Source organism: Streptomyces sp. NPDC059785 (assembly GCF_042732375.1).
GTDB lineage: Bacteria > Actinomycetota > Actinomycetes > Streptomycetales > Streptomycetaceae > Streptomyces.
The window spans coordinates 1-15574 of record NZ_JBHWHV010000081.1 but is presented as its reverse complement, the minus strand read 5'-3'; the positions used below and the strand labels follow the sequence as shown (position 1 = coordinate 15574).

Genomic DNA, 15574 nt, shown 5'->3' with positions numbered 1-15574 from the left:
GCCCGGTGCGGCGAGAGGGCGTGCATGGCGTCGCGCGGCAGGCGGGACTTTCGCAACACGCCCTGGGGGCGCCGGTCACGGTCCGGCGCCCCCGTACGGCGGTTCCTCAGAGGCGCTGCCACAGCTCCGGGGTGAGGGCGGGCCGCCACGCGCCCTGCGCCTGGTGGCCCTGGAGGCACTGGTAGGTGCGGCCGTCGTAGGTCACTTGCGTCCCGACGTCGTAGACCCGGCCGGTCGCCCAGGAGCCCGCGGGGGCGTCGTGGTCGCCGGACGTGCCGGCCTGCGCGGCGTTGGTCTTCAGGGCCAGTCCGTAGTGGCTGAGCAGTTCGTTGACCGGCTGGTAGAAGGTGGTGCCGCCGCTCTTGCAGTCCCCGGTGCCGCCCGAGGTGACGCCCTGCGCCTGGGTGCCCGCCACATAGGGGCCGCCGGAGTCACCCGGCTCGGCGCACACGGTCGTCCTGGTGACGCCGTCGACGGTGCCCTCGGAGTAGGACACGCTCGTGTCGTGCTGTTCGATCTTGCCGCAGTGCCAGCCGCTGGTGGAGCCCGAGCGGCAGACGGCGGCGCCCACCATGGCCTGCACCGAGCCGGCCACCTCGACGTCCGAGTTCCCCTCGCCCTTGACCTTCGGGGTCGCGGTCCACTTGTCGTTGGCCAGGACCCACGCCATGTCGTCGCCCGGGAAGACGGACGCCTGGAAGACGCCCTGCGCCTCCTTGTTGAAGCCGGTGGTCTTGGCGCCGGACTTGCCGCAGTGCCCGGCGGTCGCGAAGCCCTGCTGCTTGTCCTTGGTCACCGGGAAGCCGACCGAGCAGCGGGCGTTCTCGTCGATGTAGTACGCGTCACCGCCCCGGATCTCGTGCAGGAGCCGGGGCCGGTCCGCCGTCACCGTGACGGCCGTCAGCGCCTTGTCGACCTTCGCGGCGGCGATCAGGGCGTCCGCCGCGGCCTGGCTCGTCGCCTCGACCGTCACCCGGTTGGCCCGTACGTCGACGTAGCGGACCGGCGTGTTCAGGGCCTTGGCGCCGAGCGTCGCCTCGTCCAGTTTCGCCTTCGCGGCCCTGAGGTCGCCGAGGGCGGTCCTGACGACGGCGGCCCTGGCGCCGCCTGCCTTGATGGCGGCGACGTCCCCGGCGTGGGTGGTCGCGACGGTCAGCTCGGACGAGGTGGTGCCGGTGACCCACGCGCCGGCGAAGTGCTTGCCCAGCGAGTTCTGCAGCCGCCCGGCACGGGTGCCCGCCTCCGCCTCGTTCACCAGCCGGGCCCTGGCCTGAACCTCCGTCAGGCCCAGGTCGCGCCGCAGGGCGCGCAGTACGTCGGGCGACGGTCCGCCGCCGCCGAGCGGTCCCGCGAAGGAGGGCGCGGACTTGAGCCCGGAGGGCTCGGCGGCCGCGGCTCCGGGCAGCGCCGTCAGCGCGAGCGTGCCGAGCACGGTCAGGGCGGCACAGCATGCTCCGGCGTGTCTGTGGACCATCGGGTGTCTCCTCGATTCGGTGACGATTGGGTGACGCAATGCCTGAGAATCGTAGGTTTTTCCGAAAGTACGTCAGAAAATGCCCGCAATCCGACCGTTCCGCGCTTTGGCCGACAGGAAGGGCCCGCCCGGCGGAGCGCCGGGTGTCGGCGCACCGGCGGCCCGGGTAGCCATGCCCGGCGCGCCGGACCCGCCCGGCGCGGGCCTTCTCCGGGGTCTTACGCGGGCTTGAGACCCGGGCTGCCCACCTCGGTCACGAACGAGGCGGCCGTGGTGACCGGCGCGTTCGGCTTCGTCACCGCCGACACCGTCCTGAAGTCGGCCCGCGCCGCCTTGCGGCCCAGCTCGACCCGCACATAGCCGCGCCGCCCGTTGTAGAACTTCAGGTGCGGGTTGGCCTTGGTGTACGTCTCCCAGTTCCCCGGTCTGTCGGCGCCGTCCTTGCCGCTGGCGATGGACGTGGCCACGATCTCCGTACCGAGGGTCCTGGAGTCCGGGTCGTCGAACCTGTCCTTGATGTCGAAGGCGTAGCCCACGTGGACGTCGCCCGTCAGGACCATCAGGTTGTCGACGCCGGCCGCCTTCGCACCGGCGAGGACCCGGTCGCGGGAGGCGCGGTAGCCGTCCCAGGCGTCCATGGAGAGCTTCGCCACCGGGTTGAGGTCGAGGCGGCGCTGCGAGAAGCAGACCTGCTGGGGCACCACGTTCCACAGGGCGCCGGACTCCCGCCAGCCGTCGATCAGCCACTTCTCCTGCGCGTCCCCGGTGATGGTGCGCTTGGGGTCGTCCGACTCCGGCCCCGGGACGTGCTGGGTGTCGCCGTACGCCTGGTCGGAGCGGTACTGCCGGGTGTCCAGGACGTCGAACCGGGCGAGCGTGCCCCAGGCGAGGCTGCGGTAGAGCCGGCAGTCGGGGCCCTTGGGCAACTGCGCGCTGCGCAGCGGCTGGTTCTCCCAGTACGCGCGGTAGGCGGCGGCGCGGCGCAGCAGGAATTCCTCCGGCGGGTCGTTCTTCTCGTCGATGGGGCCCGCGTAGTTGTTCTCGGTCTCGTGGTCGTCCCAGGTGACCACGAACGGGTGCGCCGCGTGCACCGCCCGCAGGTCGGGGTCGGACTTGTACAGGGCGTACCGCAGCCGGTAGTCCGCCAGTGTGGTCGCCTCGCGGTTGAAGACGTCGGGCAGCTTCCGGTCGGTGTAGCCGCGCGCGCCGCCGGCCGCGTTGACGGCGTACTCGTACAGGTAGTCGCCGAGGTGGAAGACCACGTCGACGTCCTCCCCGGCGAGATGGCGGTGGGCCGTGAAGTAGCCGTCGTGGTAGGCCTGGCAGGAGACAGCGGCGAAGGTGAGGGACGGGGCGGCGGCCGAGGGGGCGGGGGACGTGCGGGTGCGGCCCTTGTCGCTGATCCAGCGGCCGGTCTTGAACCGGTAGTAGTAGTCGTGGTCGGGGTCGAGGCCCTTGACCTCGACGTGCAGGGAGTGGTTGTACTCGGGAAAGGCGACCTTGATCCCGCTGCGGACGACGGAGGCGAAGCGCTCGTCGGTGGCGACCTCCCACTGGACGGCGACGGTCCGCCCGTTCAGCCCGCCGCCCTCCTCGAAGGGCGCGGGGGCGAGCCGGGTCCACAGCAGTGCGGTGGTGGGCATCGGGTCGCCGGAGGCCACGCCGAGCGTGAAGGGGTTGTCGCTGATCTTCGCCGGTTCGAGCTCGGCGGCGCGGGCGGCGCCGGTGGCCGGCAGATTGGTGCTGAAGGCGAGGGACGCGGCCGCGGCGGTCAGGCTGAGGAACCGGCGGCGCCCGAAGTGCCGTGCGGCGGCTCGCAGTTCGAGGTCGTGACGCGAAGGGGTGGGGTGCGACAGCGGTCCGGGCCGGCCTCTTGGGGTCATGCGGTCTCCTCTCGTGGTTGCCTGCGCGGGGGCCCTGGGAGCTCCGTACGCCGGACGCCTGGACGGTGGACTTCCGCATGTTAAACAGACAAAGATCACAATTCCGGCAGGCTTGGACGGTAGAGAGCGTCGATGCCGTCATTCGTGGAGGCCGCTCGCGCGCACCGGCCGTCCGGCGCCCGGCGCGGGTGACGGAGGTACGGCGCCGACGGGGCCGCGCACGGCGGACGGCCGCCCTCGCCCAGGACCCGACCGGACGCCTCAACTGGTCACTGGAAACACTTACTTGACGAGCCGTCGGTCGCGCGGGCCGGAAGCGCGGCAGATCGGATGTCCGGGGCCGGTGACCCTCCGGCCGTCCTCGGCCCCGGGGCGCGGCCGCGGCACCGGAGCCCGTCACCCCGGGACGCCGCCGGGCGCGCCGTACGACCCGGCACCGGAGTGAGAGCGGTCGGCCGCGCGGCGCGTCAGAAGGCGTAGCGGATGTCCAGCCACGGGGCGTGGCGGGCGACGAGGCTGCGCACGGTGTGCACGGCCTCGCGCTTGACGTCGTTGCGGTAGCGGAGGTTCTCCGCGCCGTTCTGCGAGTGCTTGGTCTGCTGGAGCTCCGGCCGCCACAGCAGGTCCTCGGCCCGGGGGTGCCAGCCGAGGTTGACCTCGTGCAGGCCCGCGTTGTGGGTGAGCATGATGACCTCGGCGCGGGCCTGCTCCTTGACGCGGGCCGGCAGCACATCGTCCATGTGCGTGAGCAGCTCGGCCCACGCCTGCTGCCAGCCGGGGCGGATCACGACGGGCGACAGGTTGAAGTGCACCTCGTACCCGGCCTCCAGGAAGTCGCCGGCGGCGGCGATGCGCCGGTCGACCGGGCTGGTCCGCAGGTCGAGCAGGCGGGAGTCGTCGGCGGGCATCACCGAGAAGCGGATACGGGTACGGCCGCGCGGGTCCAGGGCCAGCAGGCCGGGGTTGACGAACTTGGTGGCGAAGGACGCCTTGGCGGTGGGCCACTGCCGGAAGGCGTGCACCAGATCGGCGGTGTTGTCGCAGATCAGCGCCTCGACCGCGCAGTCGCCGTTCTCCCCGATGTCGTAGATCCAGGCGTCCGGATCGCACTGGTTGGGTTCCGGCTTGCGGCCCCGGGCGGCGACGTGGCGACCGAGGTGGGCGATGATGCGGTCGATGTTGGTGAAGACGGTGACCGGGTTGGCGTAGCCCTTGCGGCGCGGTACGTAGCAGTAGGCGCAGGACAGGGCGCAGCCGTTGGCGGGGCCCGGCGCGATCCAGTCGGCGGACCGTCCGTTGGGCCGCGTGGCCAGGGTCTTCTTCACGCCGAGCACGAGCGTCTCACGCTTGACCTTCATCCACCGGTCGACGTTGCCCTCGTTGCCGTACAGGTGCGGGATCCGCCAGTGCGAGTCCACCTCGACGAGGCGCGCGCCGGGGAACCGGGCGATGATCTCGCGCCCGCGCGGCGAGGCCGCCGCGGCCGGCTCGGCGTAGATCTCCCGCACGGGGAGCAGCCTGCGCAGCTCCGCGGAACCGGCGGGCGCGGGTCCGGCGGGTGCGGGAGCCAGCGCGTCGAGGCCGAAGAGCGGCTCGGTTCCGCCGCCCGGCACGGGCGAGGAGGGGCGCATGGATGCTCCGGAGTGGGTGGACGGTAGTTGCGTTACTCAATCGTACGAAACTGAACCGTATGCCCCTTTGTCCCGGCGGGCGCCGAGGTGCCGCGGGGGCGCGGTGCCTGGCGTGGGACTTCCGGGGCATACGCACGCCATCGCGAGCGCGGGAGACGGAAGCGGGGAGGGAGAGATGTCATGCAACTGGCACGAGGACTGAGCGACGATCCCGGGGGCTGGTGGTGGGCGCTGGGCGCGCTGGCCCTGTACGCCGTGATCAGTTTCGGGCTCCAGTACCGGACGCGGGCCCGGCGCGGGGCCCGGCACCCGGCACGTGCGGCCGCGCACGACCTGAAGGACCGGGAGGAGCCGCAGTCGGGACGGCAGCGGTTCACCAGCCGCCTGATCATGGCGGGTGGCGCGGCGGCGGTCGTCCTGGCCGCCGCGTTCACCACCGGAGCGGTGCGGGTGGTGACCGTGGGCATCGTGGCCGTACTGGGCGTGACCGCGTGGGCGTACTACGACCACCGGGCCGAGGCAGGTGCCTCGCGGGAACAGTGACGTGTGGGGCATTCTGAGGTCACGGCCGTGTCGGCCGGGGCGCGGGAATGCCCGCCGGGCGGGTTCCTGCACCACTGTCCCGGTGCAGGAACCCGCCGCACCCGCCGGCGCCCGGTGCGCTCACGGCGGCATCCGCGGGCCGCGGCGCCCTCACGGCCGCATCCGCGGGCCGCGGCGCGCTCACGGTCCCGGGCCGGGGTCCGGCCGCACCGCCTCCTCGATCCCCGCCCGCGCGGCCTCCAGCTGCGCGGCGAAGGCGATGCCGAGGAACAGGGCGATGCCCGTCAGGTTCGCCCACAGGAGCAGCGCGACGAACGCGGTCAGCGGCCCGTACACGGCACCGAAGGAACCGCTCTCGTCGACGTAGAGGGCGAGCAGCCAGGTGGCGGCGACCCACAGCACCAGATGGACCGCCGAGCCGAAGGCGAGCCAGGTGTAGCCGGGCTGGTCCCGCCGTGGCGCCCAGCGGAAGATCACCGCCGAGGCGATCCAGGCGAGCGCCACGCCCAGCGGTATCCGCAGCGCGTTCCACCAGCCGGTACTGCCCGGTGCGAGGCCGAAGGTCTCGGCCACGGCGTCCCCGACCGCCTCGCCCGCGACCAGGACCAGGAACCCGAGCACCATGGGCATGCCCGCGGCGAGCGCGAGGACCAGGGCCCGGCCGTACTTGCGGTGGAAGGGCCGGTCGCGCTCGATGCCGTAGATCCGGTTGGCGCCGCGCTCGACCTGGCCCATCGCCGACGCCAGGTTGAGCACCGCGAAGGCCAGGCCCACCCACATCGCGACCGCGCTGCGGACCCCGGCGCCGGCCGTGCGCTCGGTCCTGGCCAGGGCGTCCTTCACGAGATCCGCGCTGGCGCCGGGCACGATCCGGCCGAGGGTGAGTTCGGTGATCCGTCCGACGCTCTCCGTGTGCACGGTGGTGGCCGCGCCGACCAGGGCGATGGTGAACGGCACCAGACCGAGGACGACCTGGAAGCCCAGGGAGCGGGCGCTGGTGAACCCGTCGGCGTAGCGGAACCGGGAGAACGCGTCCAGGAGCAGACGGCGCCCGCCGTAGCGGCGCAGCGCGGTCAGCGCCTCGTCCCCGGAGAGCTCGTCCCCGATCATGTCCCGTGTCTGCGGGACGTGCACAGCGGTCCCCATGCGTGTGCCTCCTTCGGGCCGTCGCGTGGCCGTCCGGTCCGGCGGGCGGTCGGCCGCCCCGTCGTACGGCCGCCCCGTCGTACCGCTTGCGGCCGGCCCGTCGTACCGTCTCCCCCGGCCCGCCGGTTTCAGCCGTGGCCCTGACACAATCGGGACAGAGATCCATCGAGGAGCACCGATGTGCGGCCGGCCGGGCCGCGGACCCTTGAGGAGCCCTGTGCCGCCGAGTTCACGCCCCCTGCGCAAGCTGGGCTTCCTGACCATCGGCCTGTTCGACGCGGCGGACCCGCGCCGGGGACACGAATCGACACTGGAGATCGTCGAACTCGGTGAGCGGCTCGGCTTTGACAGCGCCTGGCTGCGCCACCGCCACCTCCAGTACGGCATCTCCTCCCCCGTCGCCGTCCTCGCGGCCGCCTCCCAGCGCACCTCCCGCATCGAACTGGGCACCGCGGTGATCCCGCTGGGCTGGGAGAACCCGCTGCGCCTGGCCGAGGACCTGGCGACGGTCGACCTGCTGTCCGGCGGCCGTCTCAACCCGGGTGTCAGCGCCGGTCCCCCGATGCACTACGACCGGGTCAGGGACGCGCTGTACCCCGACACCGCCGACCACGAGGAGTTCGGCCACGACCGGGTGCGGCGGCTGCTGGACTTCGTGCGCGGTGAGCCCGCCACCGGCTTCAGCGGCACCGAGGGCTTCGAGGTGTTCTCCGACCGCGTCCAGCCGCAGTCCCCCGGGCTCGGCAGCCGCCTGTGGTACGGCGGCGGCAGCCTCTCCTCGGCCCGGTGGGCCGGCGAGCACGGGATGAACTTCCTGACCAGCAGCGTGGTGAAGGCGGAGGACGGGACGGAGCCCCGGGACTTCGCAGCCATCCAGCTCTCCCACGTACGGGCCTTCCGGGCCGCCCACCCGGACGGCGAGCGGGCCCGCGTCTCGCAGGGACTCGTGGTCATCCCCACCGACTCGGCCACGCCCGCCCAGCGGGCGAGGTACGCGGAGTACGCGGCGCGGCGGCTGCCGCGCACCACCGCCCCGCAGGGCCCGGCCCGGCTGCTCTTCGCGCCCGACCTGGTCGGCACGTCCGAGGAGATCGCCGAGCAGCTGTACGCGCACGCCGCCTTCCGGGAGATCGACGAGGTCGCGTTCGCGCTGCCGTTCACCTTCGACCACGAGGACTACGTGCAGATCCTCACCGATCTCGCGACGAAGCTCGGCCCGGCGCTGGGCTGGCGCCCCGCGGGCTGAGCGCCCTGGGTCCCTGTGACCCTGGTCCGACGGGCGGGACGGATCCGGCCGTGGTTGTCTGCCGATCATGCAGACATGGCAGACACGGCCGGGCCGCCCCTATCCGCTCGGTGCCTCCTACGACGGTTCGGGCACGAACTTCGCCCTGTTCTCCGAGTGCGCCAAGCGGGTCGAGCTCTGCCTGATCGACGACGCGGGGCGGGAGCGGCGGCTCGTGCTCCCCGAGGCGGACGGCGGGGTCCGGCACGGCCACGTCCCCGGCATCGGCCCGGGACAGCGCTACGGCTACCGCGTCCACGGGCCCTGGGACCCGGCCCGCGGCCTGCGCTGCAATCCGGCCAAGCTCCTCCTCGACCCGTACGCGACCGCCGTGGACGGGCAGGTCGACGGTGACCCCTCGCTCGCCGGGCACCGTCCGGGCGACCCCGGGCTGCGCGACGGACGCGACAGTCTCGGCCACGTCCCGCTGGGCGTCGTCACCGACCACCGCTACGACTGGGAGGGCGACCGGTCACCCGACCGGCCGTACCACGAGTCGGTGGTCTACGAGGCCCATGTGAAGGGCCTGACCCGGCTCCACCCGGACGTGCCCGAGGAGATCCGCGGCACCTACGCGGGACTGGCGCACCCGGCCGTCGTGGAGCATCTGCTCCGGCTCGGGGTCACCGCGGTCGAGCTGATGCCGGTCCACCAGTTCGTACAGGACGGCTTCCTGACCGCCAAGGGCCTGTCCAACTACTGGGGCTACAGCAGCATCGGCTTCTTCGCCCCGCACAACGCCTACTCCTCCGCGGGCAGCCGGGGCGGCCAGGTCGACGAGTTCAAGTCGATGGTCAAGGCGCTGCACCGGGCGGGCATCGAGGTCATCCTCGACGTGGTCTACAACCACACAGCCGAGGGCAACGAGAACGGTCCGACGCTGTCGTTCCGCGGCATCGACAACCGCTCCTACTACCGGCTGACGGACGGCGACCCGGCCCACTACTTCGACACCACCGGCACCGGCAACAGCCTGCTGATGCGGCACCCCAACGTGCTCCAGCTCATCATGGACTCGCTGCGCTACTGGGTGACCGAGATGCACGTCGACGGTTTCCGCTTCGACCTCGCCGCGACGCTGGCGCGCCAGTTCCACGACGTGGACCGGCTCTCGGCCTTCTTCGACGTGGTCCAGCAGGACCCGGTGGTCAGCCGCGTCAAGCTGATCGCCGAACCCTGGGACGTCGGTGACGGCGGTTACCAGGTGGGCAACTTCCCCGCCCTGTGGAGCGAGTGGAACGGCCGCTACCGCGACGCGGTGCGCGCCTTCTGGCGGGGCGACGACCACACGGCCGCCGAACTGGCCGGCCGGCTCCTCGGCTCCTCCGACCTGTACCAGCGCGACCGCCGCCGGCCCCGCGCGAGCGTCAACTTCGTCGTCGCGCACGACGGTTTCACCCTCCGTGACCTGGTGTCGTACACCGAGCGCCGCAACGAGGCGAACGGGGAGGACGGGCGCGACGGGGAGCAGGACAACCGCTCGTTCAACTGCGGGGCCGAGGGGCCCACCGACGATCCCGGCGTGCTGCGGCTGCGCGCGCGTCAGCAGCGCAACCTGCTGACCACGCTGCTGCTGTCGCAGGGCGTCCCGATGATCGCCCACGGCGACGAGACGGGCCGGACCCAGCGCGGCAACAACAACGTCTACTGCCAGGACAACGAACTCGCCTGGATGGACTGGGACTTCGGCGACGAGAGCCGCGCCCTGCTGGAGTACACCCGCCGGATCGTGGCGCTGCGCCGCGATCATCCCGTACTGCGCAGGCGGCGCTTCCTGCGCGGACCCGAGGACGGTACGCCGCCCGAGCTGGCGGACGTGGTGTGGCTGCGCCCCGACGGGCTGTCGATGACCGACGCGGACTGGCAGGACGGCGGCACGCACACGCTCGGCTGCTGTCTGTGCGGGGACGTCATCGGCGAACGGGCCCCGTGCGGCGGTCCGTCGACGGACGACTCCTTCCTCCTGCTGTTCAACGCCCGGCCCGAACCTGCGGCGTTCACGCTGCCGCCCGCCGCCTTCGGCGAGGCGTGGCGCGCCGTCGCCGACACCGCCGATCCGCTCGGCGAGGCGGCCGACGAGACGGAGTTCAAGGCCGGGGCCCGGCTGCCGCTGGAGCCCTGGAGCCTGCGCGTCCTCAGCCGCCCCTGCCGGGCGGCACCCGGCCACGGCCCGCACCCCGCCGAACGGCCGGCCACCGACGACACGGAGACACCATGACCATCGACACCGTCGCCCGCGACTACGACGAGCAGCGCAACGCACCGCTGGGCGGGTACGCCGCCCTCGCCGCGGCGTTCGTCGCCACCGCGGGGGCGTTCACCGCCGCGGCCCGCCGGCGCGGCACCGTCCTCCCGGACCGGGTGCCGCCGTGGGACGTGCTGCTGCTCGGCGCGGCCTCGTACAAAACGGCGCGGCTGTTCACCAAGGACAAGATCACCGGGTTCGTCCGGGCGCCCTTCACCCGCCGCAAGGAGGACACCACCGCGGGGGAGGTCATGGACGAACCGCGCGGCAGCGGTCTGCGCCTGGCCGTGGGCGACCTGCTGTCCTGCCCGTTCTGCTTCTCCGCCTGGTCGACCGGGGCACTGGTCGGCTGGTACGCCGTGTCGCCCAGGTCGGCCAGGCTGGCGGGCGCCGGGTTCGCCGCCATGACGCTCGCGGACTGGCTCCAGTACGCCTGGACGTGGACCCAGCAGGCCGCCGAGGACTGAGAGCGTGCGGGCCCTCGCCACGGGCCTTTCACGCGGCGGACCGAGCGGGCCCGCGCCACGGGTCTTCCACACGGCGGGCCGAGCAGGCCCGCGCTACGGGCCTTCCATGCGGCGGCGGTCCCGCTCGTCCCACTTCCTGGTGTCGCGCGGCTCCGCGTACGGCTCCTCCTCGGGCGGGTGCCCGCCCGCGACGGCCCGCTGCCGCACCGTCTCCGCGTCGAACTCCAGGCCCAGCAGGATCGCCAGGTTCGTGATCCACAGCCACACCAGGAAGACGATGACGCCCGCGAAGGTGCCGTACGTCTTGTTGTACGACGCGAAGTTGGCGACGTAGAAGGCGAACGCGGCCGAGGCGACCAGCCAGATGAGCAGGGCGAGAAGGCTGCCCGGGGTGATCCACCGGAAGCCGCGGACCTTCGCGTTCGGCGTGGCCCAGTACAGGATCGCGATCATGATGATCACCAGGACGACGAGGACGGGCCACTTGGCGATCCCCCACACCGTCAGGGCCGTGTCGCCGATGCCGAGCGCGGAGCCCGCCTGCCGGGCGATACCGCCGGTGAACACCACGATCAGCGCGCTGGCCACGGCGAGCAGCATGAGGACGACCGTCACCCCCACCCGCACCGGCAGCACCTTCCACACCGGCCGTCCTTCGGGCATGTCGTAGACGGCGTTGGCGGTGCGGATGAAGGCCGCGACGTAGCCGGAGGCCGACCAGACGGCCAGGACCACACCGACGACGGCCATCAGCGAACCGACGCCGCCCTTGCCCTGCAACTGGTCGACGGCCTGCGTGATGATGTCGCGCGCCGAGCCCGGGGCGAGCTGCTTGAGGTTGTCCAGCACCTTGTCGGTGACCGAGGGCCCCGCGATGCCGAGCAGGGAGACCAGGACCAGCATGGCCGGGAAGAGCGACAGCACGGTGTAGTACGTCAGGGCCGCCGCGCGGTCCGTCAGCTCGTCGTCCTGGAACTCGCGCAGGGTGCCGCGCAGCACGGCGGCCCAGGACCGCTTCGGCAGCGCGGTCGGCGTGTCCGGCGCCCGCCGCTCCACCTCCGCGTCGGGTCCGTACCGCTCGTCGCCCGCATCCGTGCGGGTCCCGTCGTCCGGCTCCGTGCGGGTCCCGTCGTCCGGGCCCGTGCGGTCCCTGTCGTCCAAGTCCGTGCGGTACCCGTCGTCCGGGTCCGTGTCATTGCGTCGTTCGTGACTTCCGGTAATCCGCGCCATAGCCCGGCGGGTATCCGGGCCCTGCCTGATCACACCCCGGCGGAGAAAAGGGAGCGAAGCCGCGAAACGGTCACCGGTGCCGGGGTACTCGGCGGCGGCGAGGATCCACACCCCGGAACGGAGAGCAGCCATGGCGCACGGAACGAGCGCCCGGGAGGTCGTGGACGCCCTGGAGGACGTCGACTTCCCGGCGAGCAGGGACGAGCTGGTGGAGGCCGCCCGCCGGTCGGGCGGCGGATCGGCGGAGGTCGTCGCGGCGCTGCGCGCCATCCCGCCGGACGAGTACGCGAACAGGGAAGAGGTGGCCCGGTCGGTACGGGTGGACCCCGCGTCCGACCTCGGCCTGAGCCCCGCGCAACGCGCCGAGCAGGCACGCAAGGGCGGCAGGCCCGGTCAGTCGCAGCACCTGCGGGACGCGCCGAAGCCGCCGGTGCAGGAGGAGCTGGAGGGAGGCTGACGGAGAACCGCGGGGCCGGGAAGCACCAGGACGGCAGAACGGAAGGGCACCATGGCCGGCAAGAAGATGGAAGGCAACGAGCAACAGCGCCGGGCCGCGGCCCGGGACGCGGTCGCGGACGGCGACAGCCCCAGTGCCCGCAACGCGAGCACCGGCGCCTCCAAGCAGCGCACGCACCTGCGCCACGGCGGTTCCGTGACGCACGACGAGCGGATCGCGGCACAGCACCGGGGCAAGCAGCAGTGGCGCCCCGGCGACCTGGCCGACAAGCGGGTCGGGGACCCGGCGGCGGCGGGCGCGGAGCGGACGTTCGTCGAGGGCGAGCGCCAGGAGTACACCCAGGAGCACGAGCGGGTGTTCGAGGCGGTGACCAGGGCCCAGGCGTCGCACGACGGTGATGCCGTGCTCCTGGACGACATCGCCCGCACCGCGGACCTGCCGCCGGAGCGGACCCGGGCGCTGCTGCACGATCTGACGCAGGTCCACCGCCTGGTCACGGAACTGACGGGAGCCGACACCCCCGACCTGGGCCCCCGCTGGGAGACGAAACCCCGGCTGTGAGGACCCGGCGGCGGTAAGGGCGGGGCGGTCGGCGGTCGGCGGTCGGCGGTCGGCGGTCGGCGGTCGGCGGTCGGCGGTCGGCGGTCGGCGGTCGGCGGTCGGCGACGGTACGGCACCTGCCTATCCGGTCACGTCCTGGAGGTGGGGCACCACTCGGGTCAGCCGCAGCACGCCCCACACGATCAGTGCGGCCCCGGCCGCCTCGGGCAGCAGCCACCAGCCGGTGCGGACGGTCTCGCCGAACAGGGTGATGCCCAAGACCAGGCTGACGAGCGCGTCCCCGATGGTCAGGGCGGGCTGGGACGCCGCCAGGGACCCCGCCTGGAGCGCGTTCTCCAGGAACAGGATGGCGGCGACGCCGGTCACCGCGAACCCGTACGTCTGCCAGCAGCGCAGGAAGGCCTCGAACCCGTCGTCGGCGAGCGTGGCGGTCGCCGACTTCAGCAGCGCGGCGGTCAGGGCGTTGCTGACGGCGGACGCCGAGCCGAGCACGGCGGCGCGGAACAGGGACGACCGGCCCGGCCTCGCCAGCACGACCGCGGCGGCCAGCGCGCCCAGACACCCGATCAGCACCGGGATCCACCGCGCCATGCTCGCCTCGTCGCGCGCGCCCGCGGGCGCGGCGGCGGTGAGCAGCAGGGCGAGCCCGGCGGCGACACCGGCCACGGCCCCCCAGCCCGCGCGCGGCAGCCGCCGGTGCAGCAGCGGGATCGCGATGAGCAGGGCGAACGGCAGCTCCAGGATGAACAGCGGCTGCACCAGGGCGAGCGGCCCGTTGAGCAGCGCCAGCGCCTGGAACGCCGCGGCGCCGACGACTCCGGCGATCCCGACCAGCCAGGCGGGCCGCCGGGCCAGTGCCAGGACGAGCCGCAGACCGCCGCCGCACGCCACGGTCGCCGCGGCCTTGCGCTGGAACGCGGTGCCCATCGCGTTGCTGGCCGCCCCGAGGACGGCGAACAGCGCGGCCAGCGCGATCACGTGTGCACCCCGTCCTCCCGGTCCTGGCCGTCGCCGGCCGCTTCCCGCCGTGCCCCCACTGTCGCCGTCGCGGCGGCGCGGACGCGTGCGCAGTTAGCCCATCCGGAGGCCCCACGAGAAAACAGTAGCCATGGCTACTGTAGCCATGTACGGTATCGCCTATGAGCAAGCGCACGAGTGAGAGCCCGAGCACCCCTGGTCCCGCCGTCCCCGCCCCCGGCCCCGGTCCGAGTCCGGTGCCCGAGAACGCGACCCCCGGCTTTCTCGTCTGGCGCCTGTCGATGAAGTGGCGCGTCGCCGTGGACCGGGCGGTCGCCCCGCTGGGCCTGACGCACGCCCAGTACTCGCTGGTGGCGTCGTTGTACGGCATGCAGCGGGACGGCCTGCGGCCCAGCCAGCGCCGGCTCGCCGACCACACCGGACTCGAAGCGCTCTACGTCTCGAAGCTGGCCCGCGCGCTGGAGACGGCCGGAATCGTCGACCGGACCCGCGATCCGGCCGACCCGCGGGCGGTGCAGCTCTCCCTGACCGAGGAGGGCCGCGAGGTCACGCGCCGCGCGATCCGCGTGGTCCAGGGCCTGCTGGAGCAACTGCTCGACCCGCTCGGCGGACTGGACGGCGAGCGCACCAAGTCACTCAGCCGCGACCTCGCACTGCTGCTGGACACACCCCTGAACGCACAGAACGCGCGGAACGCGCAGAACACTGAGAAGGAGCAGTCATGACCACCACCACCGCACCCGCCGTCAACGGCCAGCTCATCGGCACGGCCCACTACGCGAGCCGCGCCCTCCTGGAGGCCGTACTGGCCCGCACCGGCACCACCTTCGAGGAGTCGGTGGCCCTGCGGGCCGTGTCGGACCAGGGCGGCAGCGTCGAGCGGACCCGGCTCACCGACCGTCTGACCGGCGCCCTGAAGATCGACGGACCGGCGGCCGAGGAGACCGTCGGCACCCTGGCGGCCGCGGGCCTGCTCGAGGTCTCCGCGGACGGGCGGGCGTCGCTCACCGCCGTCGGCCGTGAGCTGTTCGCGGGGATCAACGAGAGCGCCGCCGGGATCGCCGCGCGGCTGTACGCGGGCATCCCGGCCGAGGACCTGGCCGTCACGGGCCGGGTGCTGACGCTGGTCAGGGAGCGGGCCGACGCGGAGCTGGCGAGCGCCTGAGCGACAGCGGAGTAGTGGAATATTCAACCAAGCCCGGTCGTTGTCGCGCGCAGAAGGCAGAAGGAGGGCAGCGGTGAACACGACGTACGACACCGAACCGACCTACTACGACCACGGAACGGCCGCGGAGCGCTGGGAGCGCGCGCGGATGTTCTTCGACGCCAAGGACTACGCGGCCGCCGCGCGGGTGCTGACCGGGCTGGTCGACGAGGTGCCGGACCAGGTCGGGCCGCGGCTGCTGCTGGCGCGCTCGTACTACCACTCGGCGCAGCTGCGCCGCGCCGAGGCCGAGCTGCGGGTGCTCGTCGAGCGCGACCCGGTGGAGCACTACGCGCGGCTGATGCTGGGCCGCACGCTCCAGCGCCAGGCGCGCCACGAGGAGGCGGAGTCGCACCTGCGGATCGCCGCGGCGCTCGCGGGGGACTTCGCCGACCGGCCGTGACCCCGTCGCGGTGATCACCGCGACGGCCGACGGCCGGTACGACGCCGGTCTGCCCGGGACCCCGGGC

Annotated in this window: 15 protein-coding genes; 9 read left to right on the top strand and 6 right to left on the bottom strand. The window is 73.1% G+C overall.

What is annotated here, in order from left to right; all coding sequences use genetic code 11:
* Positions 1–106: 106 nt before the first annotated feature.
* The 3 genes from ACFV6E_RS38505 to ACFV6E_RS38495 all read right to left on the bottom strand — a co-directional run bounded on the left by ACFV6E_RS38505 (position 107) and on the right by ACFV6E_RS38495 (position 4988).
* Positions 107–1474 (bottom strand): trypsin-like serine protease, encoded by a 1368-nt coding sequence (locus ACFV6E_RS38505; protein WP_385468136.1) that lies wholly within the window; start codon positions 1472–1474, stop codon positions 107–109.
* A gap of 218 nt (positions 1475–1692) precedes the next feature.
* Positions 1693–3357, bottom strand: coding sequence for an alkaline phosphatase D family protein (locus tag ACFV6E_RS38500; protein WP_385468133.1), 1665 nt, complete (start codon positions 3355–3357; stop codon positions 1693–1695).
* Positions 3358–3824: 467 nt separating this feature from the next.
* Positions 3825–4988: a spore photoproduct lyase family protein gene (locus tag ACFV6E_RS38495; protein ID WP_385177645.1), complete on the bottom strand. Its 1164-nt coding sequence runs from the start codon at positions 4986–4988 to the stop codon at positions 3825–3827.
* A 180-nt stretch (positions 4989–5168) separates the two neighbouring features.
* On the opposite strand from ACFV6E_RS38495, the gene ACFV6E_RS38490 reads away from it, so the two are divergent.
* Complete coding sequence (locus ACFV6E_RS38490; RefSeq protein ID WP_385468131.1) at positions 5169–5531, top strand: hypothetical protein; 363 nt, start codon at positions 5169–5171, stop codon at positions 5529–5531.
* A 180-nt stretch (positions 5532–5711) separates the two neighbouring features.
* On the opposite strand, the gene ACFV6E_RS38485 is transcribed toward ACFV6E_RS38490, so the two are convergent.
* A complete protein-coding gene (locus tag ACFV6E_RS38485) occupies positions 5712–6677 on the bottom strand; it encodes a YihY/virulence factor BrkB family protein (protein WP_385468129.1) in 966 nt (321 codons plus the stop codon).
* 217 nt (positions 6678–6894) lie between these two features.
* On the opposite strand from ACFV6E_RS38485, the gene ACFV6E_RS38480 reads away from it, so the two are divergent.
* The 3 genes from ACFV6E_RS38480 (at position 6895) to ACFV6E_RS38470 (ending at position 10674) form a co-directional block, all read left to right on the top strand.
* Entirely contained in the window at positions 6895–7923 is a 1029-nt protein-coding gene (locus ACFV6E_RS38480) for an LLM class flavin-dependent oxidoreductase (protein WP_385468126.1), read from the top strand.
* A gap of 67 nt (positions 7924–7990) precedes the next feature.
* On the top strand, positions 7991–10180 hold the full coding sequence (gene glgX, locus ACFV6E_RS38475; RefSeq protein ID WP_385468123.1) for a glycogen debranching protein GlgX: 2190 nt from the start codon (positions 7991–7993) through the stop codon (positions 10178–10180).
* Positions 10177–10674 (top strand): DUF1360 domain-containing protein, encoded by a 498-nt coding sequence (locus ACFV6E_RS38470; RefSeq protein ID WP_385468121.1) that lies wholly within the window; start codon positions 10177–10179, stop codon positions 10672–10674. Before glgX ends, ACFV6E_RS38470 begins: the two co-directional genes overlap by 4 nt.
* A 93-nt stretch (positions 10675–10767) precedes the next feature.
* Here ACFV6E_RS38470 and ACFV6E_RS38465 read toward each other — a convergent pair whose 3' ends face one another.
* Positions 10768–11904 (bottom strand): YihY/virulence factor BrkB family protein, encoded by a 1137-nt coding sequence (locus ACFV6E_RS38465; protein WP_385165298.1) that lies wholly within the window; start codon positions 11902–11904, stop codon positions 10768–10770.
* Between the two features lie 130 nt (positions 11905–12034).
* Here ACFV6E_RS38465 and ACFV6E_RS38460 point away from each other — a divergent pair, with 130 nt between their 5' ends.
* Positions 12035–12361, top strand: a complete 327-nt coding sequence (locus ACFV6E_RS38460; RefSeq protein ID WP_385165296.1) for a DUF2795 domain-containing protein — start codon at positions 12035–12037, stop codon at positions 12359–12361.
* 51 nt (positions 12362–12412) lie between these two features.
* Positions 12413–12922, top strand: coding sequence for a hypothetical protein (locus tag ACFV6E_RS38455; protein WP_385165294.1), 510 nt, complete (start codon positions 12413–12415; stop codon positions 12920–12922).
* A gap of 120 nt (positions 12923–13042) precedes the next feature.
* Here the strand turns inward: ACFV6E_RS38455 and ACFV6E_RS38450 are convergent, their stop codons facing one another.
* Positions 13043–13900: a DMT family transporter gene (locus ACFV6E_RS38450; RefSeq protein WP_385468118.1), complete on the bottom strand. Its 858-nt coding sequence runs from the start codon at positions 13898–13900 to the stop codon at positions 13043–13045.
* A gap of 281 nt (positions 13901–14181) precedes the next feature.
* On the opposite strand from ACFV6E_RS38450, the gene ACFV6E_RS38445 reads away from it, so the two are divergent.
* From ACFV6E_RS38445 to ACFV6E_RS38435, 3 genes are all read left to right on the top strand, one after another.
* Positions 14182–14625, top strand: coding sequence for a MarR family winged helix-turn-helix transcriptional regulator (locus tag ACFV6E_RS38445; RefSeq protein ID WP_385468171.1), 444 nt, complete (start codon positions 14182–14184; stop codon positions 14623–14625).
* A complete protein-coding gene (locus ACFV6E_RS38440) occupies positions 14622–15065 on the top strand; it encodes a MarR family winged helix-turn-helix transcriptional regulator (protein ID WP_385468116.1) in 444 nt (147 codons plus the stop codon). Before ACFV6E_RS38445 ends, ACFV6E_RS38440 begins: the two co-directional genes overlap by 4 nt.
* A gap of 148 nt (positions 15066–15213) precedes the next feature.
* Positions 15214–15507: a tetratricopeptide repeat protein gene (locus ACFV6E_RS38435; protein WP_385468168.1), complete on the top strand. Its 294-nt coding sequence runs from the start codon at positions 15214–15216 to the stop codon at positions 15505–15507.
* Positions 15508–15574: the final 67 nt, after the last annotated feature.

Bases quoted from the DNA above. Each gene is read 5' to 3' on its own strand.
- ACFV6E_RS38445 (WP_385468171.1), top strand. From the start codon at position 14,182: ATGAAGTGGCGCGTCGCCGTGGACCGGGCGGTCGCCCCGCTGGGCCTG.
- ACFV6E_RS38460 (WP_385165296.1), top strand. From the start codon at position 12,035: ATGGCGCACGGAACGAGCGCCCGGGAGGTCGTGGACGCCCTGGAGGAC.
- ACFV6E_RS38465 (WP_385165298.1), bottom strand. From the start codon at position 11,904: ATGGCGCGGATTACCGGAAGTCACGAACGACGCAATGACACGGACCCG.
- ACFV6E_RS38485 (WP_385468129.1), bottom strand. From the start codon at position 6,677: ATGGGGACCGCTGTGCACGTCCCGCAGACACGGGACATGATCGGGGAC.
- ACFV6E_RS38505 (WP_385468136.1), bottom strand. From the start codon at position 1,474: ATGGTCCACAGACACGCCGGAGCATGCTGTGCCGCCCTGACCGTGCTC.
- glgX (WP_385468123.1), top strand. From the start codon at position 7,991: ATGCAGACATGGCAGACACGGCCGGGCCGCCCCTATCCGCTCGGTGCC.
- ACFV6E_RS38455 (WP_385165294.1), top strand. From the start codon at position 12,413: ATGGCCGGCAAGAAGATGGAAGGCAACGAGCAACAGCGCCGGGCCGCG.
- ACFV6E_RS38500 (WP_385468133.1), bottom strand. From the start codon at position 3,357: ATGACCCCAAGAGGCCGGCCCGGACCGCTGTCGCACCCCACCCCTTCG.
- ACFV6E_RS38495 (WP_385177645.1), bottom strand. From the start codon at position 4,988: ATGCGCCCCTCCTCGCCCGTGCCGGGCGGCGGAACCGAGCCGCTCTTC.
- ACFV6E_RS38435 (WP_385468168.1), top strand. From the start codon at position 15,214: ATGTTCTTCGACGCCAAGGACTACGCGGCCGCCGCGCGGGTGCTGACC.
- ACFV6E_RS38440 (WP_385468116.1), top strand. From the start codon at position 14,622: ATGACCACCACCACCGCACCCGCCGTCAACGGCCAGCTCATCGGCACG.
- ACFV6E_RS38470 (WP_385468121.1), top strand. From the start codon at position 10,177: ATGACCATCGACACCGTCGCCCGCGACTACGACGAGCAGCGCAACGCA.
- ACFV6E_RS38490 (WP_385468131.1), top strand. From the start codon at position 5,169: ATGCAACTGGCACGAGGACTGAGCGACGATCCCGGGGGCTGGTGGTGG.